Origin of the sequence: Psychrobacter sp. AOP7-A1-24 (assembly GCF_052376235.1) — a bacterium.
Taxonomy (GTDB): Bacteria; Pseudomonadota; Gammaproteobacteria; order Pseudomonadales; family Moraxellaceae; genus Psychrobacter.
Genome location: NZ_JBQSVM010000004.1, coordinates 23081 through 46896, shown reverse-complemented (window position 1 = coordinate 46896; position 23816 = coordinate 23081). Strand labels below are relative to the sequence as shown.

Here is a 23816-nt window from a genome sequence, read left to right as displayed (position 1 = left end):
TATCTATAGCTATTCAGATAGTAGCATGGCTTATACTCTATACAAAAGCTGACTAATATATAAAGATCAAAAATAAAAATAGCGCACTCAGGTGATGAGTACGCTATTGGTTTTTCAATCAGATATAAGCGGAGTCTATACTAAGTTTACGCTATATCAAACTTAGTACGCGCCTTCGCTATAGATAAGCTCATAGCTATGGCTGTATATCTCGACGATGTTGCCAAATGGATCTTCCATATAAATCATACGGTAAGGTTTCTCGCCAGGGTAGTAGTAGCGTGGTTTTTCCATACGTTTTTTACCACCTGCAGCAACCATACGTTCAGCCAATTCTTCAACATTGGGGTCTTGAACACAGAAATGAAAGATACCTGTTTTCCAGTATTCAAAGTTGTTTTCAGGGTCTTCTTGATTTTTAAATTCAAATATCTCAACACCAATACGGTCACCAGTCGATAGATGAGCGATACGGAAGCTGCCCCAACCAGCACCAAATACTTCAGTACACATCTCACCAATCGGGCTGTCATCTTCGACAATCTCAGTAGGCTCCATGATGGTGTACCAACCCATCACTTCTGTATAAAACTTTACGGCGGCATCTAAGTCAGGGACTGAAAGACCGATGTGCGAAAAGCTTCTTGGATAAACATTATTCATTTGTAATACTCCTGTTTGATATAGGCTTTGTTTAATGTGAAGCCAGTATACAAACAGAGATTAATTACGTAAAATTATCATTTATTATAAAGATAAGTATGAAATGTAATGATGAATATCATATGGCTACGTACCTTCTGCACGCTGGTTGATATCGGACATTTCACACGTACGGCTGAGCGCTTACACATGACACAATCAGGTGTCAGTCAACATATCAGTAAGCTAGAGAACCAATTGGGTGTTGATTTGCTTATTCGAAAAGGTAAGCAGTTTTCATTAACCGATGCAGGTGAGCAGTTGTATAGTGAAGCGGGCGAGATATTACAGCGATTATCAAATCTAGAACAGCGAATCGGTGATGATCCGCCTTACGAAGGGCTGGTACGATTGATGTCACCGGGTAGTGTGGGACTCAAGCTGTATCCGCAGCTTTTGACATTACAGCAGCAGCATCCAAAGCTCGTGATTGATTATCGCTTTGCACCCAATTCTGATATTGAGCGCGCACTGGCAAATCACGAGATTGATATTGGTTTTATGACAGATATCTCAGATGACGAATCGGTTAGCTGCAAGCCTGTGGCACAAGAATCGTTGATGCTAGTAACACCTGCATCTACCGTAGAGCCGAGCTGGGAGCAGCTTATTGAACTTGGGTTTATTGATCATCCAGATGGCGCCCATCATGCAGGCATGTTGCTGACTGCCAATTACGAGCAATTCCAGCATATCAATGATTTTGAGAAAAAAGGCTTTTCTAATCAGATAGGATTAATCTTAGAGCCTGTTAGTAGAGGAATAGGCTTTACTGTTTTGCCAGCACATGCAGTGGCTGCTTATCCGAAGCCTGAGCTTATTAATAGTCATTATCTACCAGTTGCCGTTAACGAGACGCTATATCTGGCGGTCAGACGACAGCAGGCGCTCTCTAATAGAATGCATACGGTCATTGATGAAGTAAAAAGATGGCTATAGATATATTGAGTGTGATAAATGCACAGCTAACAAAAGATTAATAAAAGGTTCAATAGCTATGCATTTAACAGAAGGTACTTATTGATAGATTGCGATTATGGAAGCTTGTGTCTATTTTAAAGTCTGCCCAAGTTTGATACTTGCAGCGATATTAGCAGCAGTCGTTTCAATATTGTTATAAGCAGAGCCTAACACATTATCGATCGTGTCTACTTTTTGGATACTCGGCATAACCACATCGAACTGACTGGTTTGAGCAGGTTTTAGACCATCTACACTGCCGCAGATAGCGATCACAGGGGTACGGCTAGCCTTAGCAATTTGGCTGATGCCACCTGCCACTTTACCCATTGCTGTTTGCGCATCGAGCTTACCTTCGCCAGTGATGACAAGATCAGCTTCTGCGATATGTTGCGACAGGTGAGCCACTTCGGCAACAGTATCAAAGCCTGACTTTAGCTGAGCTTGAAAGAACGTCATCATCGCATAGCCAAGACCGCCAGCTGCGCCAGCGCCTTCAACGTGTTGACAATCCTCGTAGCCATGCTGTCCACAAATGGTAGCGAAGTGACTGAGTGCCTTGTCCAAAGTATTGACTTGCTCTGGACAAGCGCCTTTTTGTGGACCAAACACTGCACTGGCACCTAGTAGACCGCATAATGGATTGGTCACATCACAAGCAACTTCAAATACTGTGTCTGATATCTTTGCGTGAAGGTTTGTATTATCGAGCTTGTGTAGGCTGGCAAGTGCCCCGCCACCATGAGTAAGCAAGCTGTCATTGATATCATGAAATGTTACGCCTAGCGCCATTAGCATACCAAGACCTGCGTCATTGGTCGCGCTACCACCTAGACCAATAACGATACGCTTAGCACCTTCTTCTAATGCATCTTTGATCAGTTCCCCAACCCCATAACTGCTCGCAATCACAGGATTACGCTCATCGGCTGTTAGTAGGTGTAATCCGCAGGCTTGAGCCACTTCGATAACGGCAGTTGCATCGGGCAATAAAAGATACTTTGCCGTAATCGGTCTCATCAATGGGTCCTGTACTCTGACTTCTTTCCATCGCCCGCCCAATACATAAGACAATACTGCTGATGTGCCTTCACCACCATCCGCCATAGGCAACAGCTTATAGTCAGCGTCTGGAAACACTTGGCGAACACCAGACTGAATGGCATGGCACACATCCAAGGCTTCTAAACTTTCTTTAAACGAATCAGGGGCGATCAAAATTTTCATACGGCTCTCTTTGAATATCCAATGACACGATCATTGCGATAGTGTCATGTTTTAAAACGTTTACTTAGTAATAATCAAATAAACGTATGTAGAAACACCTAATTCCACGAACTAGATAAATACTAGTGTTAGCAACCAGATAAATACGATGCTAGTCACACCTTGGATACCAGTGGCCATGGAATGCGCTTTGTAGGCCTGTGCGACGCTCATACGACTAAACTGGCTTACAATCCAAAAGAAGCTGTCATTGGCGTGTGAGATGGTCATAGCGCCCGCACCAATTGCCATCACGCAGAACACGCGTCCAAGTTCGCTGTCCAAACCGATTTGATTTAATAAAGGAGCAACCATAGCAGAGGTAGTAACCAATGCGACGGTGGTTGAGCCTTGTGCGGTTTTTAGCGCAGCAGAGACGATAAATGGCATGAAGATACCTAAACCTAAAGCAGATAGCGTCGAACCTAGATAATCGCCAATCGGTGTAACTTTCAGCATGGCACCAAATGCGCCACCAGCACCAGTGATCAGTAGAATAGGGGCAGCTACTACCAAACCTTGCGAGATGCTGTCGCTGATTTCTTGCGTTTTTTGGCTTGATTTAATTAAGAAGAACGATAAGAACAAACCGATAAGTAATGCAGTCAATGGGTTACCAATGAATATCAGAATTTCCGCTACCATGTTATTGCCAAATGGTGCGCTTGGAAAATTAGCAACCGAGGACAGGCAGATTAATATGATAGGAACGATAATTGGTAAGAACGCCATTGTCGTTGAAGGCAAGTGGCTGTAATCATCACGTGTCTTCATTCCTTCAGGCATTGCTGCTGGAGCGTCTGCCGCATTGATATTTTCAGGAGTAGCGTTAAGAAAGCGATTAGACCACCACCAGCCAGCCAGTACAGCAACGGCAGTTACGACCACACCGACCATGATGACCAAACCTAAGTTTGATTCTAGACCTAAGTTACCGGCCGCCGCGATTGGGCCTGGAGTAGGTGGAACAAAGGTATGAGTAGCATATAGACCAGTAGCCAAGGCAATACTCATCGCTACACTTGATACATGTAGGCGCTCAGCTAAAGACTCTTTTAGAGAGTTTAAGATAATATAACCAGAGTCACAAAACACAGGTATAGAAACAACTGCACCGACGATAGACATGGTCAAAGTAGGAAAACGTGGCCCCAATACTTTGATAACTGACTCTGCCATCACGATAGCAGCTCCAGTTTTTTCGAGGATTAAGCCAATAATGGTACCAAATACAATAACAAGACCGATATAGCCTAAAATACCACCGAACCCATCAGAGATCGTTTTTGCGACAGTGTTAAGTGGTACTTGATAAAATAGTGCGACCAAGAAAGCGGACAAAATCAACACTAGAAAAGGATGCCACTTTAATTTTGCGGTAGCGAAAATAATAAAAAGAATGGTCAGCACAAGCCAAAATACAATCATCACTGTCTCAATATGGTTTATATCTTAATTGATTACCAATGCCAATGTAGTTAGTTGTATCGAGATTAAATATGGTATCTAGCTCGTTAAGTCTACTAATTGTAGTGCTTTTAAGCGCTCTGCCATATCTAAACTCAAACGATATCAAACCAACCGTCTGCATCAGTAACGATATGAAATTTTAAAGGGACATATTCTATAATAAATATATGCTGCTAGGAAATAGATTCGTTAAATAGTTGGTGCTATTGAGAAACATCAAGAACTTTTAATGGTAAGAAGACGTCAAAATGTATGTGGGAATACTTGTATAACTCGCAACTAAGAGTGTACTTAACTAAAAAAACTGGCTATCTATGATAACCAGTTCTTATAAAAGGTAGTGTTTATCTGTTCAAATTGAAGACATGCTATAGCCTACAGCTAGGCAATCTTATCAAAGAAAGCTTTATTATTTGTGGCTGTTGAAGTATCAAAACTGACGTAAATACCTTGCTCATCCGAGGTGGCATACCAATGGTCATCGTTGCCACTAGTCAGTAGCTGAAAGTATTTGTCATTAACTATTCTACCAACTGTATACACCTCACCCTCAGAGTAATATGAATTACCTTGGATACAGATAAGTTTGTCATCGGTGTGGATATTATTATTTTCTTTCATATTCTTGCGCCCAATCATTATATTAGATAGCAGTAGATTACTAATTTCTGCTAATGGTAATAATGATGATTATATAGACAGCATCTTATTGTTAGGTATAGCAATTTTACGGCAGTTGTTTCATTTAGTTACTAAAGTATTGCGTAGCAACATCGCTATTACAGCAACAGGTTTTCTAATAATTCTAAGCTATTTAGTAATATAGAAAACCTTCATTCGAAGAGACAAAACTGTATAAGTTAGCAATATAAATCGTCTAAATATAGAAATCTCAATTTCAAAAATAACGCACATAAAAAAGCCAGCAACCTAAGGTTGCTGGCTTTTTATAGACTGAGTCTAACTATATAAAAGATTACTCTTCAGAATAGTCTTCGTCAGCAGCTTCTTCATCAGTTGAATCTTCGTTGTTACCATCTTCAGAAAGAATAGTAACTAAGATGCTAGCAGTAACGTCATGGTGTAGCTGAATATCAACATTGTATTCGCCAACTTGACGTAGAGTGCCTTCAGGTAGTTTGATTTCAGCACGGTCTACTTCTAGACCTGAGTTAGTCAATGCTTCAGCGATATCGCGAGTACCGATAGAACCGAATAGCTTGCCTTCGTCACCTGATTTAGCACGCATGATAACATTAACGTCAGTTAGTGCATCAGCACGCTCTTGAGCAACAGCGATCTCTTTTGCTTCTTCAGCTTCAAGTTCAGCACGACGTGCTTCGAACTTTTCAATGTTAGCTTTAGTAGCAGGTAGAGCTTTGCCCTGAGGGATAAGAAAGTTACGTCCGTAACCTGGTTTTACATCGACAGTTTCACCGAGTTTACCAAGGTTGACGATACGCTGTAACAAAATAATTTGCATGAGTCATTCCTAGTTAACGGTTAAATTACTGATGGTTGTCAGTATACGGAAGTAGCGATAAATAACGAGCTTGCTTGATAGCAGTAGCTAGTTGACGCTGATATTTAGTAGACGTACCGGTAATGCGGCTTGGTACGATTTTACCATTATCACTGATGTACTGTTTTAGCAATTCAACATCTTTATAATCGATGTGAGTGATGCCTTCAGCAGTGAAACGGCAGAATTTGCGACGGCGATAGAAACGTGCCATGAGTATTCTCCTTTAATTAGTCTTCACTGTTGTCGTTGTCGTCACTACCGTTTTCACGATTGTCTGGACGACGAGTAGTTGCTTTGCGTGCGCGTTTTTCATCGGCATTCTTGGCTAACTGCGACTCTTCAGTGACAGCTTCGTCACGGCGCATAACTAGACTACGAATGATCGCGTCGTTATAGCGGAATAATTCTTCAAGTTCAGCCAAAGTTTCACCGTCAGTTTCAATGTTGAAAAGAACGTAATGAGCTTTGTGAATCTTGTTGATTGGATAAGCCAGTTGACGACGGCCCCAATCTTCTAAACGATGGATAACACCGTTGTTGTCTTGAACTAACTTGATGTAGCGCTCAACCATGCCGACCACTTGGTCGCTTTGGTCTGGGTGTACAAGTAACACCAGTTCGTAATGTCGCATTATGACTCCTTACGGATTAGTAGCTATTAACCCTATGTTAATAGCAAGGAGATTTATAAGGTAAGCTCAATTCCGATTAAATTAATCAGGAATAAGCTTAGTTTATAAAGCGCCGTATTATAACAGTACTCAGCAACTAACACAAAGGTTAATCACTGTGCCGCTGTTAATAAAATATAAAAGAAGGATAAACAGTCTTTAATAAATAAAAAAGCCGCGATAATACGCAGCTTTTTTGAGTATCACCAGCTATGTATGTAGCAAATAACCAAATAAAAATACTATTATTCAGGCTTTGATTTTTTTACTAATTGACCACTGTCTGCTTTGACCACTAAGGTTTTGGCAAGTTTGTCATGCCAACCAATGTTTTCTGGGCTTTTGGACGCCATGTAATAATGAATGGCAATAATCACAAAGCCTAAAAAGCTAGTAAATGAAAACAGTAAGTTATAAATAATAAATAATAGTAGCGTACGTGTACCGATAAGCTTGATAAACGAGGGTAGACGATGTGTGGTTTGATCCACAACACGAATACCAGTGATTAGTTTGCCTAGTGATTGACCGCGCATGGCAATAAATATCAATTGCAAAGCGAATAGACCAAAAACCATCACTTGTGACATCATTAACGTGCTACTAGGAAGGCTTTCCATTAGCGTCATTGAATATTGGTAAGCCGCGTCCATATCTTGGATATTTTGGAACTTGGTATAATCCACATCCATTTTGGTCAATGCCATCACTAACGGTAATATAGCCAATACATAAAGCAAGCCATTGAGTGCAGTCGCCAAGATACGTGACATGATCGGTGCAAGTACCACATCTCCAATGACTGTACCATTGTCTGCCGCAGTCTTTTTAAGAGTAGACTTATTTAGTGAGACATTATGATGCGGTGTGTGATGACGGTTGGTTGTCATATTCGCATCTTTACCAGTGTCTTTAGGACGTTCAGGCTTGCCATATAGTCTATCTAACGATACAGACTTGTGTTCTTCAGTATTAGTATCTTCAGGAAAGACAGTAACGTTATTAATAATAGAGTCATTGACCTGAGGGCTATTAATGCTAGTAGGTCGATAAACCGTTTGGTTGTTGGTGAGAACACCTACGCGCTGCCATTGATCTAAGCCTTCATGCCACATTAAGTCATCCAGCAGTACTTCACCAGAGGCGAGCATGATGTTCAACTGTTCCAAATCGTATGGACCAGCTTGTACGTTATTTCGAGCAAGGAAAATCTGCATAATTGCCTGCATAGTTAGTCATGTCTTAGGACATTATATTAGGGTCTATTTGAAAAAATCAAATAGACCCTAATAGTGTTATCTTTAATGACTGTGTGAATGACCGTAGCGGTTTATTTTGCTTCTTCACCAGCTAAGAAAAACCAAGTATCTAGCACTGAGTCAGGGTTCAATGATACTGAGCTGATACCTTGCTCCATGAGCCAGAATGCTAGATCTGGATGGTCTGATGGACCTTGACCACAGATACCAACATATTTGTTTTGCTTACGGCAAGCTTCAATTGCCATAGTCAACAGCTTCTTAACCGCAGGGTCACGCTCATCAAATAGATGTGAAACGATACCTGAATCACGGTCTAGACCAAGGGTTAGCTGAGTCAAATCGTTAGAACCGATTGAGAAACCATCGAAGTATTCTAGGAACTCATCTGCCAATAGAGCATTGGTTGGTAGCTCACACATCATGATGATACGTAAACCATTCTCACCGCGTTTTAGGCCGTTTTTCTCAAGTAACTCGATTACTTGCGCCGCTTCGTCAGTGGTACGGACAAACGGAATCATAATCTCAACGTTGGTCAGCCCCATCTCATCACGGACACGTTTCAGTGCTTTACACTCAAGTTCAAAACAGTCACGGAAGTTATCAGATACATAACGACTGGCACCACGGAAACCAAGCATTGGGTTCTCTTCTGATGGCTCATATAACTTACCACCAAGCAGGTTAGCGTATTCGTTTGATTTGAAATCTGACATGCGAACGATAACTGGCTGATCCATAAAGGCAACTGCTAGTGTTGAGATACCTTCAACCAATTTATCAACATAGAAGTCGACAGGTGAAGCATAGCCTGCGATACGCTCTTGGATTGCTTGTGAGATTTCACGTGGCAAGCTGTTCATGTTTAGCAAGGCTTTTGGATGCACACCAATCATACGGTTGATGATGAATTCTAGACGCGCAAGACCGATACCTTCGTTTGGCATTTGGGTGAATGAGAATGCGCGATCTGGGTTACCAACGTTCATCATAACTTTGAATGCTAGCTCTGGCATAGATTCAACAGAGTTGGTTTGTACTTCAAAATCAATCTGACTCTCATAAATGAAACCAGTATCACCTTCAGCACAAGAAGCAGTGACATCTTGACCATCAGTCAATAGCTCAGTGGCGTTACCACAACCAACGATGGCGGGCACACCTAGCTCACGCGCGATAATAGCAGCGTGACAGGTACGACCACCACGGTTGGTAATGATAGCAGAAGCGCGCTTCATCACTGGTTCCCAATCCGGATCAGTCATGTCTGATACGAGGATATCGCCTTCTTCTACTTTGTCCATTTCGTTTAGGTTGCTAACGATACGCACTTTACCTGCACCGATACGTTGACCGATTGAGCGACCTTCGCACAATACTTTGGCGCCAGTCGTGTCGATGACATAACGTTCCATGACGTTGCTGTCTTGGCGGCTCTTAACAGTCTCAGGACGCGCTTGAACGATAAAGATTTCACCGCTATCGCCGTCTTTTGCCCATTCGATATCCATCGCGTGGCCATAATGTTGTTCGATCGTTACCGCTTGCTTGGCAAGTGAAGTTAGCTCTTCAGTAGATAAAGAGAACTGCATACGATCTTGTTTTTCAACATCAACGGTTTTAACTGATTTTGCAGTGCTACCTTCATCACCATAAACCATTTTCTTATGCTTGCTACCTAGGTTACGACGGATCACCGACGGCTTACCATTGGCTAGCAATTTCTTAGAGATGTAGAACTCATCTGGGTTAACCGCACCCTGTACAACCATTTCACCTAGGCCGTAGCTTGACGTGATGAATACCACTTGATCAAAACCACTTTCAGTATCTAGCGTGAACATAACACCAGCAGCGCCAGTCTCTGAACGTACCATGCGCTGTACAGCAGCAGACAATGCAACGCCTTCATGCTCAAAACCTTTATGAACACGGTAAGAGATAGCACGGTCATTATATAAAGAGGCAAATACTTCTTTAATAGCAATTAGGACGTTATCGATACCGCGAATGTTCAAGAAGGTTTCTTGTTGACCAGCAAATGAAGCATCTGGCAAATCTTCAGCAGTGGCAGAAGAACGGACAGCAACAGCGATGTCTTCGCCGCCGCTCATGGTTTCAAATGATTGACGTACTTCTTGCTCAAGATCTTTTGGCAGTTCTTGTTCGATAATCCAAGTACGAATCTTTTTACCAGTAGCCGCAAGCTTATTAACATCGTTTACGTCTAGTGTTTTTAGCTCGCTGTTGATTTTTTCAAGCAAGCCCGTTTCAGTTAAAAAACGGTTAAATGCATTTGAAGTGGTGGCAAAGCCGCCCGGAACACTAACGCCTAAATCAGATAAATGGCTGATCATTTCGCCAAGCGAAGCGTTCTTACCACCAACCATTTCGATGTCGTCTTTTCCTAGCTGATCAAGATTGATTACAAGTGCTGTAGATTGCGCTGCCATGATAACTCCAGAAAATAAGGTTATTTAGTAAAGATTATAACGGTGAATTATACCGCCATATTAGGAGAATTTCGAGGGTTTTCACCAAAAAACTTGTTAAAAATATACAAATTGTGGGGTTTGCTACATAAATTATAGCTAGCGCTCTTAATTTTCGTATTTACGTAGATTAAAAATATCAATATTAGGAAGGGTAATACAGGTTAAGAAGAGCCAACTACTACCTGAAATAAGCATATTTAGATAGGTTATGGTTAGAGTATTTCCATAACTTATGTTTCTATTATTCTTATCTCATGTTCTTGTATAGGATATATGATAAAAAATCTCCTCAATAAGAAATGAATTCACTATAGCGATAAGATGAAAAACAATGTTAGTTCTAAGTGTAAGCCTGTAACATTGATTTCTATTAAGAAGCTAATATGCGTATAATGTAGCGCATAGATAGTTGGTGCACACTACATGATAAATGTGCAATATAGGTACTGATAAAAACGCGTTTTAAGAAAGTAACTATAAAAGTTAGTGATAAAAGCAACTATAAAAAGCCAAGTAAAAATCGTGATTTTAATAGCTAAAGCAATGCTACTAATAGTCAATAACTGATAATCGCCTAATAAGTCTGAGTTATTACTAAGATTTATACCAAATAAGAGCTATACCAAAAACTAAATAAAGGTCACTATTGAGTTTTCAACCGAGGTGTCAACGATATGTATTCAAGCAATCCATCTGAACAAGTTAAGTCCACTATCCAAAATCGTGATGCGCTCAACTTAGACAGTTCTCACGCCATTAGAACAGCATTTTTTATCTCAGATGGTACAGCGATTACGGCTGAGACATTGGGGCGTGCGATCTTGAGTCAGTTTGCTTCAGTGCCTTTTGAGACTAGAGTGTTACCTTATGTAGACAGCTTGGAGCGCGCCGAAGATGCGGTTGAACAAATCAACATGGCCTATCAACGAGACGGATCGTTGCCACTAGTGTTTGATACGATCGTCAATCCTGAAATTCGTGAAAGAATCAACTCAGCCCAAAGCTGTAACTTGGACATGTATGAGGGACTAATAGGACGTGTTGCAGAAGAGACTGGTGTGGAGCCAGATGGTCATTCGGGGCATGCACATGACGATGTAGACTCTGAAACCTATAAAGAACGTATTGATGCAGTGCATTTTGCTTTGGACAATGATGATGGCGCGCGTACTCGCCACTACAACGCAGCTGATATTATTTTGGTAGGTGTCTCGCGCTCTGGTAAGACGCCGACTTCACTGTATTTAGCACTACAGTTCGGTATTCGAGCGGCTAACTATCCTTTGACCGAAGACGATTTATACGACAATCAGTTACCGAAAGCGTTACGTGAGCACAAAGACAAGTTATTTGGTTTGCTTATTGATACTGATCGCTTGGTAAAAATTCGTCAAGAGCGCCGTGCAGGCAGTCGTTATTCTAGCTATCAGCAATGTCAGCAAGAGCAGCGTGCGATTCAAGGTATTTATATCACGCATGGTATTCCAAGCTTGGATGTGTCTGAGATGTCTGTTGAAGAGATTGCCACACGTATCTTGCAGATGACAGGTCTCAAACGTCGTATTGGTTGATAAGTGTCAGCTCAAAAAATGGTTCAAACAGTTTTGAGAAGTCGCATGAATAAGTAATAAGTGTTCAAACAGCTGCAATGAATTCGTAAAAAACATTAATAAATATACTTCACTTCATCCTAGATAATTATCATATAGAGAATACTATGATTTCAGCCTATCAATCTATAAAGCCGTCGTTGTTGATGGCAGGTTTGCTCAGCGCAGCGACCTTATTGAGTGCTTGTCAAACATCGCTATTTACAAAGGAGCCTGTACCTGAACCACGCTATATTCCAAGCATCGTATTGGGAGAGGCACAGACGTTGACAATCATGCCAAACCGTGTGGCCTGTGCTTCAGAATTGCCAATGCAGTGCCTGCTTGCGAAGTCTAAGGACGGTAGCGTATTCCAGATTCCTTATGATTGGATCGATGATTTCAAACCAGCCCTTGGTACTGAGTACATCATTAGTGTTCGCCCACAGATCGACGAAGGCCAGCAGAGTGCTACTGGGTACTGGACATTGCAAAACATACTGTCACAACGTATGGTAGGTATGCCTTAGTAGGGTGATATTCGTTCATCTACATGATACCAACTCATCTACATATTGATTCATTTACATCTCAAACATCTACTCAATAAATAAATATAAAGAGGACATCATGGTAAGTAAAAGTGCAAGCGACGAGACCAATGATACTGGTAAAGATATTCATACCGAAGTATCAAACAAATCTAGCGGACACGTGCCAAGCCCTGAACATACCGAAGGTAAGAATAAAAAAGAAAAGATAGAGCAGACTCATGAGCAAGTGACTGATGATGTCATGCATCATCCTGATCTGGTGAATCCACTCGATGACACACGAATCGATGTTAAGTCTGGCTTTACCAAAGACTCTCGCCGTGTAAAAAGTGACGATCATGAGTATGAGTACGATGCAGTTGTCTTAGGAGCGGGCCCTGCTGGTGAAGCCGCTGCTATGAAGTTGACCAAGTCTGGTAAAAGAGTGGTGGTCGTCGATCCTCGTGATCAAGTGGGTGGTAACTCTACTCACGTCGGTACGATTCCAAGTAAGGCACTGCGCCAATCTGTCTTTAACCTGATTAACTTTCGCCGCGATCCAATGTTTACTAAAGCAATGGAATATAAGCAAGTACCGCTAAATGAAGTACTGGCCAAGGCGCGTCAAGTTATCCGTCGTCAAGTCGGTACGCACACGCGTTTTTATGAGCGCAATCGTATCGAAGTTATTCAAGGTTGGGCAAGTTTCGTTGACGCACACACGCTGCGTATTGAAGTCGATGAAAATGTTTATGAAACCATCACTTTCAATAAGGCCATCATCACTGTTGGTAGTCGTCCTTATCGCCCTGAGATTTTAGATTTTGATCATCCACGCGTTTTTGACTCTGACAAAATCTTGCAAATGGATTATGTGGTCAAAAAAATCATCATTTATGGTGCAGGGGTGATTGGGTGTGAGTATGCCTCTATCTTTACTGGTCTTGGTTACAAGGTTGATTTAATCAACAACCAAAATCAGTTGCTTAACTACTTAGACAGCGAAATCAGTGATGCCATCGCGCATGACTTCAGACAGTTCGGTGTGCTTATCCGTAGTAACGAAGAGATTGACCACCTTGAGACTCATGACGATTATGTGGTCTTGCATTTAAAGAGTGGCAAGCGCATCAAATCTGATGCTATTCTTTGGTCAAATGGACGCTCAGGTAACACTGAAGGCTTAAACTTAGAAGCTATTGGGCTAAAAGCAAATAGTCGTGGCCAGTTAAAAGTAGATGATACTTACTGTACGGACGTCGAAAATATCTATGCTGCCGGTGACGTAATCGGTTGGCCCTCATTAGCTTCTGCCGCCTATGACCAAGGGCGCTGTGCTGCTGCCTTTATGGTCGGTGATAGCGATGCTGAGCCAGTATCTAGTGTACCGACGGGTATCTATACAATTCCTGAAATCTCTTGTATCGGTAAGACAGAGCAAGAGCTCACAGATGAAAAAGTCCCGTACGAAGTGGGTCAGGCATTCTTTAAACATCTAGCACGTGCCCAAATCATTGGTGAACGCTCGGGCGTACTAAAGATATTGTTCCATCGTGATACGCTAGAAATTCTAGGTATCCATTGCTACGGTAACCACGCGTCAGAGATTATCCATATCGGACAAGCTGTGATGAAGTGTAAGAGCAATAATACGCTTGAGTACTTTGTGAACACTACCTTTAACTATCCAACGATGGCAGAAGCGTATCGTGTGGCAGCATTGAATGGCTTGAACCGAGTGTTTTAAGTGTTAAAAGCTAAAACAATATAAATGAAAAAGCGCTTACTAAAAATAGTAGGCGCTTTTTTAATGCTCATAGAGTTAGTGAATTTCAAAGTTTATAAGTAGGCTCTTCTTTGCGGAATCCGCTTGCGTAAGAGCAGCAATAAAGCGAAGTAAAGCAACCATAAACCAGCCAATGCGTAAAACCCTATGGCGACTTGAGAGACACTGGCACCCATTTGGTTGAGCTGCACAGAGGTATTAATGGCAGGCGTAGTCGGAACCAGCCAACGTATCACTTGTAGTATTTGAGGTAGCTGGTCTGCTGGCCAAGGATAGCCGCTTAGGAAAAATATCGGTAGGGATATAAAGATTAATATCTGCATACTGCGCTCACGCTGCCTGAACCATAATCCGAGCACGCAGCCGAGCGTTGCGACTGTCGGACAGAACAGTGCCAAAAACAGCAGCGTACCCAGCATATTTTGTCCGCGTGGATAATGATGTAGCTCAAACGCCCATCCATAATAAAAGCAGCCAATGATAAAGCTAAGTGAGCTTAAGGCCCCGATACGTCCTAGCCAGCCACGTATACTCGTACTGTGACGGCGCTGCTCATACCATGTGCCAATTAGCATCGCTGTCGCCATCAAAAGTGTCTGCTGTAAGATAATGACAGAAACGGCTGGTACAACGTAAGCGCCATAGCCCTCGGTTTGGTTATACAGTGGCATAATTCGTAGTGGCACAGCTTGCGTGTTCTGTGCAGCGGTGGGTGCATAGGCACCTTGTGCAATGCTTTTCTTGACTTTGATACCAGCAGATACTGTGCCCACTGCTTGAGAGAACCCCAATTGGACGTTTTTATTTAAAATAAAATAACCGCCATTACCCAGTACGCTGACGTGCGCTTGCTCTCCGGACTGAACTTGCTCTTCTAGACCAGTTGGGATCACCATATAGCCTGCAATTTGATCTGACCATATAGCTTCTTTAGCAGCCTGCTCATTGATAAACAACTCAGTGTCTAGGTATGGACTGGCGCTCGTATAACGCACGAGAGTACGTGATAAGTTACTGTTGTCATGATCGATGATACCTACGGGCACATGATCGACCACCTCAGATGAGTAAGGCCAAGGATAGAAAAACCCATAAATAATAGGTGCGATAATCAACATCAAAAGTACACCTTTATCGCCAAAGACGTCTTTAAAAGTTTGAATGAAGCTGGCCCAAAAACTTTGTGAAGCCGAAGTTGTAGTTGCTTTAGCTTTTGAGTGTGTATTATTTAATGGTGCGGACATTAGCGTGCTCCCCAACGTTCAGGATGCGCCAATGCGCGTTTGGTTAATAGTGCTGCAAGTAGTAGTGCTATTGTGGCAGCAAACATTAGACCATAGACAATAGGTAGAGATATGGCGATCGGTGCTTGCATTTGTAACTGTGCAATATGGAGCTTTAGATAATGTGTTAACGGTAGGGCATTTGACCAATATTGCGCGCTATCACTAATCGCAATATAAGGAAAAGTAACACCAGCAAAAGCATAAGAAGGCGCTGAAATAAAGCCCGTGGTTGATAGGCCCATACGTAATGAAAAGGAATTCAAAGTAAAAATAGCACCTAGCCAAAACGACAATATTATTAGGCACAAAAACCCAGCATAGACGGCAGCAAGAGAAGTAATATTTATATTCTGATTGGACGTTGCCAGCCATAATATCAATGCTGACCATAAGCTATATGCCAATACTGGCCAAAAGTATTTACCTAATAAACCAAATACCAAAACTGATAAGCTGACCGAGTTAGGCGGTTTTGCACTTGACGATGATGCAGTGTTATTGTTGCTATCTTGTACAGTTGAGAGCGAAGATGTCGCTTCTGCGGTGTTAGATAAGGCTAGATTAGACTTTCCTGCATCGATAAAACGGTACCAGCGACCGATATTTTTATCACGTAACTCGCGGCCAATCGTGGTTGCACCAATGACCATCGCTAGTATATGTAATAAGGCAGGTATGACGGTCGATGCCAAAAACTGCTGGTAGTTGGTCGCAGCATTAAATAAGCTAATACGCTGCACACTGATAGGTGCGTAAGCGGTCATCGCTTGTGATGGCGCCACACCTTGTTTGACCAATCGCTTAATCTCTACACCTGCAGATAATGTACTAGCGACTGCCTGAACACCCGTCTGAATAATACCAGAGTGCGTACCGTACTGTGCATTGACTTGTAGAGTCAATGGTGCAGGCTGGCTCGATAATATATTACGAGAAAAGTCTTCTGGAATAATGACGACAGCATAAATGTCGCGCTGTAAAATAGCAGCCTCTGCATCCGCTTGGGAGTAATAAAGCTGTCTGACTGTCAAAGTAGGACTGGCTTCTAAGTAACGTACAGCAGTATTGGCTACAGCGCTATTGTCTTGATCGATGACCCCAATAGGTAGGTCGATAATTTGAGTCTGCGAAAATATCCACCATATTAGCAGCACCGTTACCAACGGTATCCATACCACCATGCTTAAGTCCCAGTGGTTCTTTACCAAAAAACGGCGCTCGTAGGCGGCACTGCGTAAAAAAGCCTCACTTAACTTAGTCAAGTGCATGGCTTACTCTTGGTTCTGATTAACAGGGATAGGATCGATACGTACCACCACACTCATTCCTGAGCGAATACGAGCGTCGGGCTTAGATGGTCGTGCCTTAACCTCAAAAGTACGCACATCAAAACCATCATCGTTATTAGTCGGACGCCAAGTAGCAAAGTCTGATAAGGATGATGATGTATAAACGGTAAACTGTTTTGTGTAAGGTTTATCCGCTGATGATAATGCTGGGATAGTCCCCGTAAATGTCTGACCAATAGCAAATTGGTTTAAATATGACTCAGTGACGTTAAGTACTACCCATTGGTCGTTGGTATCTACCAGCGTCAGGAGTGGAACCCCTTGTCCGATGACTTCTCCAGCACTCACAATGACATTGTCGACGATACCAGCGATAGGACTTCTTAGATTCGCTTCCTCTTTTGCCACTAACGCTTCATCGAGCTTTGCATCGACCTGTGCGACTTGTGCTGTAGCTGCGAAAACATCTTCAGTACGTGTGCCTTCTAGCGCCAGATCATACTGCAAGCGAGCCGCTTCGGTTTGGTCTTGAGTGGCAAGATATTGCGCATATGCCTCATCGCGCTTTTGCCGCGCCATCAATCCTTCTTCGTAAAGGCGATTCACACGCTGATAAGTGTTTTCTGCTAAATCAGACGCGGCTTTATTGGCCTGCCAAGCGGTTTTTGCTTGCGCAATTTCTTGCGGGCGAGCACCATTTTCTGCTTTGTCTAATTGGCTTTGTGCGATTCGTTTACCAGCACGTGCTTGATTAATCTTGGCATTAATCTCAGGCGAATCCATTTCAACCAGTTGTTGACCTGCTGTAACTGTATCACCCTCTGTTACCATGATTTGGGCGATACGCCCTGGTACTTTTGCAGCAATAGACGTTTGCTGCATCTGCATTTGTCCTTGCAGCGTAATCATTTCTGGCTCGCTATGCGTATTACTTTTATATAAGCCATACGCAATGATACCAAGGGCAATCAGTATAAATAGCGCAAGCAATGCTTTCTTTGTACGTGCAGATTTGTCAGTTTTAGAATGATTACGATTATAAGCAGGTGTTGGTTGCTCTGGTTCGATATCAGGTATGTCTTTTACAGGATCGACTGAATTTTGTGCATCTTGAGAGGTCACTGACTCGGTTGCATCAGTTGATTTATTTGAGTCGTCTGATTCGCGTGGTAATTCAGTCATGACAATGAGATTCCTAAAGCAACAAAGTTGAAAATAAAGGGTTTATTACTAGTACACTCGAACCGCATAAGGCTTGGCGTTGTCTATGATTTCAGAATTAAAAATAGCACCAAGGGCGACAATAAATGCTGAATAATAGAGCCATAGCATAATGACCACAGCAGCTGAAAGCGCGCCAAACTCAGCACTATAGTTGTTAAAATTTTGCACATAAACTGAAAACAAGATGGACAATACGATCCATAAAACCGTTGCTAGTGCAGCACCCGGCATTAATTTTTTGAGGGCGACGGCATCACGATTTGGGGCTAGGCGATAAAGGCCCAAAAAGCTTAAAAATATGATACCTGTCAATATTGGCCACCTGCTCCAAAGTGCAATCGTCTTCGCTATCTGGGGGAAAGGAAAATAGACCGCCGCCAAAGGAATAATCGCGATAGAAGAGACCGCTATAATCAATACGACTACTGCTGCAAAGGTCAAACCAACTGCGCGAATCGTGCTCTGTATAAAACTGCGCTCTTGAGTAATATGAAATGCAAGGTTAATAAGAATAATTAAAGATTTGATACCTTTAGAGCCAGCATAAAGTGCGAGCAAGGATGATATTAGCAGGCTAAAAGTCAGTGTAGACGTGGTTGTAGAAACCAAGTCATTCAGACGTGAGTTAAGCACTTCATATACCGTATCAGGAATAAACTGACTCAAGAGTGAGATTTGCTCTTGCATCTCAGCAGGCGAAAACGCCAGACCATAAAGCAGAACAAACACAGCCATTACTGGAAAAATTGATAAGAAACCAAAGAAACCTACGCTTGCGCAATGCGCCCAAACGTTAGAGTTATTTGCAATTTTCCATGTCTCTAGTAACGTCAGCAGCCAGTTTTTTGTCGATTTAGCAGTCAATTCTTTCATAAAAACAGGTATTCACAATAGGGTTAGTAATAGTATGTTCGTTGTCGGCTTCATGATAATACAAAGCGTTTATCAACACGACTTATGGCTTCTCACGTCACATCATTGTTCAGTATATAAAGTAGGCAGTTGAATGTCAGCAGCATTGAGATAAGCATTAAAAGCAAGTGGTGTCCCGCAGCTTTGCATGAGTGCAGCCAATGACTGTACGTAGTCATTAGCAGCTTGTGCTTGTTCAGTACGTGCCTTCAGCGATTGCGTCTGTGCTTGCACCACGTCGACGGTGGTATTTACACCTTCTTGTAATCCTAAGCGTCGCAATCGTAATACTTCTGCGGCCAAATCAACATTACTTTGTAATGCTTGATAGCGTGATTGGGCGTTATTGACATCGTGCCAGTTTTTTTCTACCAGTAGTAGTAGATTGTCACTGACTTCAATTTCAGAGAGATCGGCCTGACGTATTTGGGCATTGCTTGATGCTAACGATGCGGTTTTATCGAGTCCGCCCCATAGCTTCCAGCTGGCAGAGATACCAGCGACCCAGCTTGGATTATTCTCTACCTGACCATAACCGTATAGCAATACCGTAGGCTTGTAGCCTGTATCTGATAACGCATGTAATTGTTGCGCCTGTGCTCGCTTGGCTGCAACTTTTTGCAGACCAGGGTGGTTGTTTAGCGCCAAGTCCTGAAAGTAGCTCACATCTGGTAGAGGGCGACTTGAAACAAATAAAGGTGTGGTTGGTTTAATACGGTAGTCGGTACGTAGTAGGCGCTGTAGCGCAATCATGGCTAGGCGCGCGTCATTATTCGCATTGACGGATTCGCTTTTGGCATCCGCAAGAGCAGACTGTGCCTCTAGTCTATCGACACGTGAGATAAAACCTTCTTCGAACAGACGCTCGGCCATATGGTCGGTCTGCTGCAACGTATCGTAAGCATCTTCTCGTAAGTAAGCGGCGATAATCGCTAGTTGTGCCTTAAAATAACGTTCAATCAACGTATTATAAAGCTCATTTTTGTCTAGTACGCTATCAGCCATCGCTTCTTGAGTACGAGCGTCTGAGGCACCAGTCAGCGCGTCTGTACGCCCAGCAGTATAAACAGGCCAAACGACACCAAGACCTGCGCCTGATGTAGAGCCTGAGCGCTTGAGGTTGTAGGAGTCGGGAATACGCTCACCGATCAGCTCACCGAAGTCTGGTAGGTCTGCTGTAGGAGGAACTATGTTATCTACGCCATTATTTACTTCGTTGGCGATACCGCTTCTGAGAGAAGACAAGTCTATGTCCTCGTCCAAATGATAAGCACTGGCAGATACTCGAGCAAATACGAGCGGATTGTCAATGGTTCTGAGCGCGTCAGTTTGGTATTCGCTGGCGGCAATCGCTGCTTGATTGGCAGCAATTTTAGGTGATACTTGTACCAGAAGCTTTTGCGCTTGCTCTAAGCTCAAAAAGCTTGAGACGTCGAGTGGGTAGCTATTATCGACAGCTTTATGTGTGATAGGGTCAACAAGCGTAGATAGTGTCTGCGATTCAGCGTTTTGAGGGTTTGGTACTGTATAAAAAGGCGCTACAGCTGGTTTATCATTATCAGTCGGACTACCAGTATCTATGATTTGTGTTACCGCCACTGGTGTAACATCATCTGACACTTCTATACTGTCAGCGTCAGTGCTTGCGTAAGTCATGACAGGCACGCTCATGACTGCAACTGTCATCATAGCAGTTGGTAGCGCTGATAAAATGAATTTCATAAGTCACATAAGCCATTAATTAGAATGTAAGGTATTATAAAATAAGGAACAGTACCAATAGATTTCATTGCTCAGAATATAAAGTCGCTGAACTATTATAGACTATTCGTTAGCTCGCAAAAAATAATGCTTAAATAAATCATGCATATTTTAATATAAAAATAAGTCTAGATTGAAAGCACTAAAAAGCGGACATTCGTCATAAGAGGTACACTGTAGAGCCACAATGGTGACGGGTCAATGCTCAGTATTTTGCCATTTTCTATTGTGTGACTAGTAGCAGTATGATAGAGGTCTGATTTAATTTTTAAATATCTGTTTATAAGTAACAACATAGCCAATAAAGCGTTTTATATTCAAGCGATTTATTTTTAAATAGTTTTTGTTTTTAATCTTACTATGAAGAAATTTAGGCAGTAATTAACAAATAGAAAATGCTCAATAAGTATCAGTCAATAAGCAGCAATTGATAAGTAGCAGTCAATGAATAGTCACTAAATGGCTATCAAATAGAATAAACAACATTAGCAGAGGGTGTGTCATGGCAGGGTATATTTTAGCGTTGGATCAAGGAACCACATCGAGTCGAGCGATATTGTACGATGATCATGCGCGTCCTATCAAAATGGTACAACAGCCAACGACACTGCAAACACCAAGAGCTGGATTCGTTGAACAAGATGCACTGCAGATTTGGCAAACTCAAATCAGCTGTGCGCATGATGTGATTAATCGGGCAGGATTGCTTGCTACTGATGTTACCAGTATCGCGATTACCAATCAGCGTGAGTCGATTGTGATATGGGATAAGCAAACTGGTAAGCCATTGGCTCCCGCCACCATTTGGCAGGACAGGCGCACCGCGGATTACTGTAAGACGCTCGCTGCTGAAAATATTAGCAATAGTATGAATGACCCTGTTCATCAGAGCGCTGATAGCGTAAACATGGCACATGAAGTTCAGCGCATTACAGGTCTGCGTTTAGACCCATATTTTAGTGCCAGTAAGATTGCTTGGTTACTCGAAAACAATCCGAAGCTTAGTGTGCGAGCCAGCCGAGGTGAGATAGCGGTCGGCACCATTGATAGTTGGCTAATCTATAAGCTCACAGGTGGTGAGCATGTTATTGATGTGACCAACGCCTCTCGCACGTTATTATTTGATATCCATAAGCTGGCATGGTCAGAGGCACTTTGTGACCGTTTTGCTATACCTATGAATATATTACCTAAAGTACTACCGTCCGACGGTGATTTTGGCAAAACCAAAAAAGGCCTGTTTGCAAAGCAAATACCTATTCAAGCAGTACTGGGTGACCAACAAGCCGCACTTTTTGGGCAAGGTTGCCTTGATGCGGGGATGGCCAAAAACACTTATGGTACAGGCTGTTTTATGTTGATGAATATTGGCCAGCAGCCAAAGTTGAGTGAGCATAAGCTACTAACCACCGTTGCATGGCAGCGCAAAACGTCACCAACTCGTCCAGATAATTTATCGTTTGACCAACTTGTACAATCAGGCAAACGTATGCTACAACCACCCAAAAAGGAAGTCACTTATGCCTTAGAGGGCAGTATTTTTATGGCAGGCGCTATCGTTCAATGGTTACGTGACAATTTGGGTATGATTGAACAGAGCAGCGATATCGAAGATCTGGCCCGCCAAGTAGACAGTAGCAAAGATGTGGTATTGCTACCTGCGTTCACAGGATTGGGCGCGCCTTATTGGCGTTCTGATATCAGTGCTAGTATCACTGGCATGAGCCGAGGCACTACCAAAGCTCATATTGCTCGCGCTGCATTAGAAGCCGTTGCTTACCAAACCTATGATGTGCTTATCGCTATGCAAAAGGATAGCCCTCATCCTTTGACCGAACTCAGAGTAGATGGCGGCGCTGCAAACAACGATTTACTGATGCAATTCCAAGCCGATTTATTAGGGGTTCCGGTATTACGTCCTAGAGATACAGAAATTACGGCGAAAGGTGCGGCACTACTCGCAGGTTTAAAGACTGGGCTGTACGATGAGTCGACAATGAAGGCTTCATGGCAGGTAGATCGCGTTTTTGAACCGAACATGTCGATTGATGCTCGTGAACAACATCTTGCTAAATGGCAACGGGCTATAGATAGATCTTTGATGCCGCTATCAAATTGATTTACTTAGTAAACTTACTGTTATTACATATCTGAAATTACTCAAAATATGATGCTGCTGTACATAAATGTGATAAAGATACAGGCTGTAACCTAAGGCAATCGCAATGTGGACATAGATTACATAATCGGACTATCTGAGGTTATCCAAAAATTCCTATACTTTAATTGAATTCAACAAGAACGCTAAGTTCTTAGTGAATGAGAAGTTAAATAAATAAAAATAATTTAAGGATAATAATATGAATAACCACGATGTATACATGAACGACCACGATGCTATAGACCGTAGTCATGATGCGATTGATCGTAGTGAAGTAAAGCACATGTCAAAAGAGACCAAAGAAGACTTGAATGCAGATATCATTACTGGTGAACCAGGTTCACATCCAGTCGGTACAGGCATCGGCGGCGTAGGTGGTGCAGCAGCAGGTGCAGCTATCGGTACGATGGCAGGACCGTTGGGTACATTAATTGGTGGTGCTATTGGTGCAGTCGTTGGTGGCGGTGCAGGACATGCGGCAGCGGAAGCAATTGATCCGACTCATGAAGAAGCATACTGGCGTGCGGAATATGCAAATGCTGATTATTTTAAAGAAGGGTATGACTTCGACCGCGATATGCATCCAGCATATGCAGTTGGCTATGCGAACCGCGCTCGTTATCCAGTAGACGCACGTTTTGAAGACCATGAAGCAGATCTAGAGCGTTCATGGCATGAAGTGAAAGGCGAGTCTCGCTTGGAATGGAATGAAGCACGTCAAGCGTCACGTGATGCGTGGCACCGTGTATCATAATAAACAATTAATTAAACTGTGACTTAAGTGTTTTGTTGAACGAAGCTTATTAGTAATTGATTGGTACATGAGATTGCTATTTTATTGCACAAAATAGATTGATTGTATTTTCAGTTCTATTAGTAGTTTCACTTATCAATATATATGCTATTTTAAAACTTCCAAAGTTT

Annotated in this window: 20 protein-coding genes; 6 read left to right on the top strand and 14 right to left on the bottom strand. The window is 42.5% G+C overall.

The annotated features are described in order from the left end of the window. Positions 1-162: 162 nt before the first annotated feature. Entirely contained in the window at positions 163-663 is a 501-nt protein-coding gene (locus ACT3QQ_RS02605) for a lactoylglutathione lyase family protein (protein WP_443532645.1), read from the bottom strand. 108 nt (positions 664-771) lie between these two features. Here ACT3QQ_RS02605 and ACT3QQ_RS02600 point away from each other — a divergent pair, with 108 nt between their 5' ends. Then, the gene (locus ACT3QQ_RS02600; RefSeq protein WP_444526798.1) at positions 772-1641 is read left to right on the top strand and encodes a LysR family transcriptional regulator; all 870 of its coding nucleotides are present in this window, start codon (positions 772-774) and stop codon (positions 1639-1641) included. Positions 1642-1752: 111 nt separating this feature from the next. Here ACT3QQ_RS02600 and ACT3QQ_RS02595 read toward each other — a convergent pair whose 3' ends face one another. The 8 genes from ACT3QQ_RS02595 to ppsA form a co-directional block, all read right to left on the bottom strand. Next, positions 1753-2889: a glycerate kinase gene (locus ACT3QQ_RS02595; RefSeq protein WP_444526797.1), complete on the bottom strand. Its 1137-nt coding sequence runs from the start codon at positions 2887-2889 to the stop codon at positions 1753-1755. A 111-nt stretch (positions 2890-3000) separates the two neighbouring features. Beyond that, the gene (locus tag ACT3QQ_RS02590; protein WP_444526796.1) at positions 3001-4356 is read right to left on the bottom strand and encodes a GntP family permease; all 1356 of its coding nucleotides are present in this window, start codon (positions 4354-4356) and stop codon (positions 3001-3003) included. A gap of 423 nt (positions 4357-4779) precedes the next feature. Next, positions 4780-5019: a hypothetical protein gene (locus ACT3QQ_RS02585; protein WP_444526795.1), complete on the bottom strand. Its 240-nt coding sequence runs from the start codon at positions 5017-5019 to the stop codon at positions 4780-4782. Positions 5020-5374: 355 nt separating this feature from the next. Beyond that, positions 5375-5881, bottom strand: coding sequence for a 50S ribosomal protein L9 (rplI, locus tag ACT3QQ_RS02580; RefSeq protein WP_444526794.1), 507 nt, complete (start codon positions 5879-5881; stop codon positions 5375-5377). Positions 5882-5906: 25 nt separating this feature from the next. Continuing rightward, entirely contained in the window at positions 5907-6134 is a 228-nt protein-coding gene (rpsR, locus tag ACT3QQ_RS02575; RefSeq protein ID WP_058368567.1) for a 30S ribosomal protein S18, read from the bottom strand. 16 nt (positions 6135-6150) lie between these two features. Further along, a complete protein-coding gene (gene rpsF, locus ACT3QQ_RS02570) occupies positions 6151-6555 on the bottom strand; it encodes a 30S ribosomal protein S6 (protein WP_444519582.1) in 405 nt (134 codons plus the stop codon). A 284-nt stretch (positions 6556-6839) separates the two neighbouring features. Then, on the bottom strand, positions 6840-7811 hold the full coding sequence (locus tag ACT3QQ_RS02565; protein ID WP_444526793.1) for an RDD family protein: 972 nt from the start codon (positions 7809-7811) through the stop codon (positions 6840-6842). A 113-nt stretch (positions 7812-7924) separates the two neighbouring features. Then, a complete protein-coding gene (gene ppsA, locus ACT3QQ_RS02560; RefSeq protein ID WP_444519584.1) occupies positions 7925-10309 on the bottom strand; it encodes a phosphoenolpyruvate synthase in 2385 nt (794 codons plus the stop codon). Positions 10310-11025: 716 nt separating this feature from the next. Here ppsA and ppsR point away from each other — a divergent pair. The 3 genes from ppsR to sthA all read left to right on the top strand — a co-directional run bounded on the left by ppsR (position 11026) and on the right by sthA (position 14220). Further along, entirely contained in the window at positions 11026-11922 is an 897-nt protein-coding gene (ppsR, locus tag ACT3QQ_RS02555) for a posphoenolpyruvate synthetase regulatory kinase/phosphorylase PpsR (RefSeq protein WP_444521934.1), read from the top strand. Between the two features lie 146 nt (positions 11923-12068). Beyond that, complete coding sequence (locus ACT3QQ_RS02550) at positions 12069-12470, top strand: DUF4377 domain-containing protein (RefSeq protein WP_444526792.1); 402 nt, start codon at positions 12069-12071, stop codon at positions 12468-12470. A 100-nt stretch (positions 12471-12570) separates the two neighbouring features. Then, positions 12571-14220, top strand: a complete 1650-nt coding sequence (gene sthA, locus ACT3QQ_RS02545) for a Si-specific NAD(P)(+) transhydrogenase (RefSeq protein ID WP_444526791.1) — start codon at positions 12571-12573, stop codon at positions 14218-14220. Positions 14221-14312: 92 nt separating this feature from the next. Here sthA and ACT3QQ_RS02540 read toward each other — a convergent pair whose 3' ends face one another. The 5 genes from ACT3QQ_RS02540 to ACT3QQ_RS02520 form a co-directional block, all read right to left on the bottom strand. Next, on the bottom strand, positions 14313-15503 hold the full coding sequence (locus tag ACT3QQ_RS02540) for an ABC transporter permease (protein ID WP_444526790.1): 1191 nt from the start codon (positions 15501-15503) through the stop codon (positions 14313-14315). After that, positions 15503-16813, bottom strand: coding sequence for an ABC transporter permease (locus tag ACT3QQ_RS02535; RefSeq protein WP_444526789.1), 1311 nt, complete (start codon positions 16811-16813; stop codon positions 15503-15505). The genes ACT3QQ_RS02540 and ACT3QQ_RS02535 overlap by 1 nt, the downstream gene beginning before the upstream one ends. Before the next feature lie 3 nt (positions 16814-16816). Beyond that, on the bottom strand, positions 16817-18016 hold the full coding sequence (locus tag ACT3QQ_RS02530; RefSeq protein ID WP_444526788.1) for an HlyD family secretion protein: 1200 nt from the start codon (positions 18014-18016) through the stop codon (positions 16817-16819). A gap of 48 nt (positions 18017-18064) precedes the next feature. Next, positions 18065-18931 carry a YihY/virulence factor BrkB family protein gene (locus ACT3QQ_RS02525; protein ID WP_444526787.1) on the bottom strand — a complete coding sequence of 289 codons (867 nt, stop codon included), beginning with the start codon at positions 18929-18931 and terminating at the stop codon, positions 18065-18067. Between the two features lie 102 nt (positions 18932-19033). Continuing rightward, a complete protein-coding gene (locus tag ACT3QQ_RS02520; RefSeq protein WP_444526786.1) occupies positions 19034-20692 on the bottom strand; it encodes a TolC family protein in 1659 nt (552 codons plus the stop codon). Between the two features lie 541 nt (positions 20693-21233). On the opposite strand from ACT3QQ_RS02520, the gene glpK reads away from it, so the two are divergent. Both glpK and ACT3QQ_RS02510 read left to right on the top strand, forming a co-directional pair. Next, positions 21234-22850, top strand: coding sequence for a glycerol kinase GlpK (gene glpK, locus ACT3QQ_RS02515; RefSeq protein ID WP_444526785.1), 1617 nt, complete (start codon positions 21234-21236; stop codon positions 22848-22850). Positions 22851-23112: 262 nt separating this feature from the next. Beyond that, complete coding sequence (locus ACT3QQ_RS02510; protein WP_444526840.1) at positions 23113-23646, top strand: hypothetical protein; 534 nt, start codon at positions 23113-23115, stop codon at positions 23644-23646. Positions 23647-23816 lie beyond the last annotated feature (170 nt).

What these genes read in the sequence shown, in the direction of transcription:
- ACT3QQ_RS02590 (WP_444526796.1), bottom strand. Translation starts at nt 4,356, where the DNA reads ATGATTGTATTTTGGCTTGTGCTGACCATTCTTTTTATTATTTTCGCT.
- ACT3QQ_RS02525 (WP_444526787.1), bottom strand. Translation starts at nt 18,931, where the DNA reads ATGAAAGAATTGACTGCTAAATCGACAAAAAACTGGCTGCTGACGTTA.
- ACT3QQ_RS02600 (WP_444526798.1), top strand. Translation starts at nt 772, where the DNA reads ATGATGAATATCATATGGCTACGTACCTTCTGCACGCTGGTTGATATC.
- glpK (WP_444526785.1), top strand. Translation starts at nt 21,234, where the DNA reads ATGGCAGGGTATATTTTAGCGTTGGATCAAGGAACCACATCGAGTCGA.
- ACT3QQ_RS02585 (WP_444526795.1), bottom strand. Translation starts at nt 5,019, where the DNA reads ATGAAAGAAAATAATAATATCCACACCGATGACAAACTTATCTGTATC.
- rpsF (WP_444519582.1), bottom strand. Translation starts at nt 6,555, where the DNA reads ATGCGACATTACGAACTGGTGTTACTTGTACACCCAGACCAAAGCGAC.
- ACT3QQ_RS02520 (WP_444526786.1), bottom strand. Translation starts at nt 20,692, where the DNA reads ATGAAATTCATTTTATCAGCGCTACCAACTGCTATGATGACAGTTGCA.
- ACT3QQ_RS02535 (WP_444526789.1), bottom strand. Translation starts at nt 16,813, where the DNA reads ATGCACTTGACTAAGTTAAGTGAGGCTTTTTTACGCAGTGCCGCCTAC.
- rpsR (WP_058368567.1), bottom strand. Translation starts at nt 6,134, where the DNA reads ATGGCACGTTTCTATCGCCGTCGCAAATTCTGCCGTTTCACTGCTGAA.
- ACT3QQ_RS02595 (WP_444526797.1), bottom strand. Translation starts at nt 2,889, where the DNA reads ATGAAAATTTTGATCGCCCCTGATTCGTTTAAAGAAAGTTTAGAAGCC.
- ppsA (WP_444519584.1), bottom strand. Translation starts at nt 10,309, where the DNA reads ATGGCAGCGCAATCTACAGCACTTGTAATCAATCTTGATCAGCTAGGA.
- rplI (WP_444526794.1), bottom strand. Translation starts at nt 5,881, where the DNA reads ATGCAAATTATTTTGTTACAGCGTATCGTCAACCTTGGTAAACTCGGT.
- sthA (WP_444526791.1), top strand. Translation starts at nt 12,571, where the DNA reads ATGGTAAGTAAAAGTGCAAGCGACGAGACCAATGATACTGGTAAAGAT.
- ppsR (WP_444521934.1), top strand. Translation starts at nt 11,026, where the DNA reads ATGTATTCAAGCAATCCATCTGAACAAGTTAAGTCCACTATCCAAAAT.
- ACT3QQ_RS02565 (WP_444526793.1), bottom strand. Translation starts at nt 7,811, where the DNA reads ATGCAGATTTTCCTTGCTCGAAATAACGTACAAGCTGGTCCATACGAT.
- ACT3QQ_RS02510 (WP_444526840.1), top strand. Translation starts at nt 23,113, where the DNA reads ATGAACGACCACGATGCTATAGACCGTAGTCATGATGCGATTGATCGT.
- ACT3QQ_RS02540 (WP_444526790.1), bottom strand. Translation starts at nt 15,503, where the DNA reads ATGTCCGCACCATTAAATAATACACACTCAAAAGCTAAAGCAACTACA.
- ACT3QQ_RS02605 (WP_443532645.1), bottom strand. Translation starts at nt 663, where the DNA reads ATGAATAATGTTTATCCAAGAAGCTTTTCGCACATCGGTCTTTCAGTC.
- ACT3QQ_RS02550 (WP_444526792.1), top strand. Translation starts at nt 12,069, where the DNA reads ATGATTTCAGCCTATCAATCTATAAAGCCGTCGTTGTTGATGGCAGGT.
- ACT3QQ_RS02530 (WP_444526788.1), bottom strand. Translation starts at nt 18,016, where the DNA reads ATGACTGAATTACCACGCGAATCAGACGACTCAAATAAATCAACTGAT.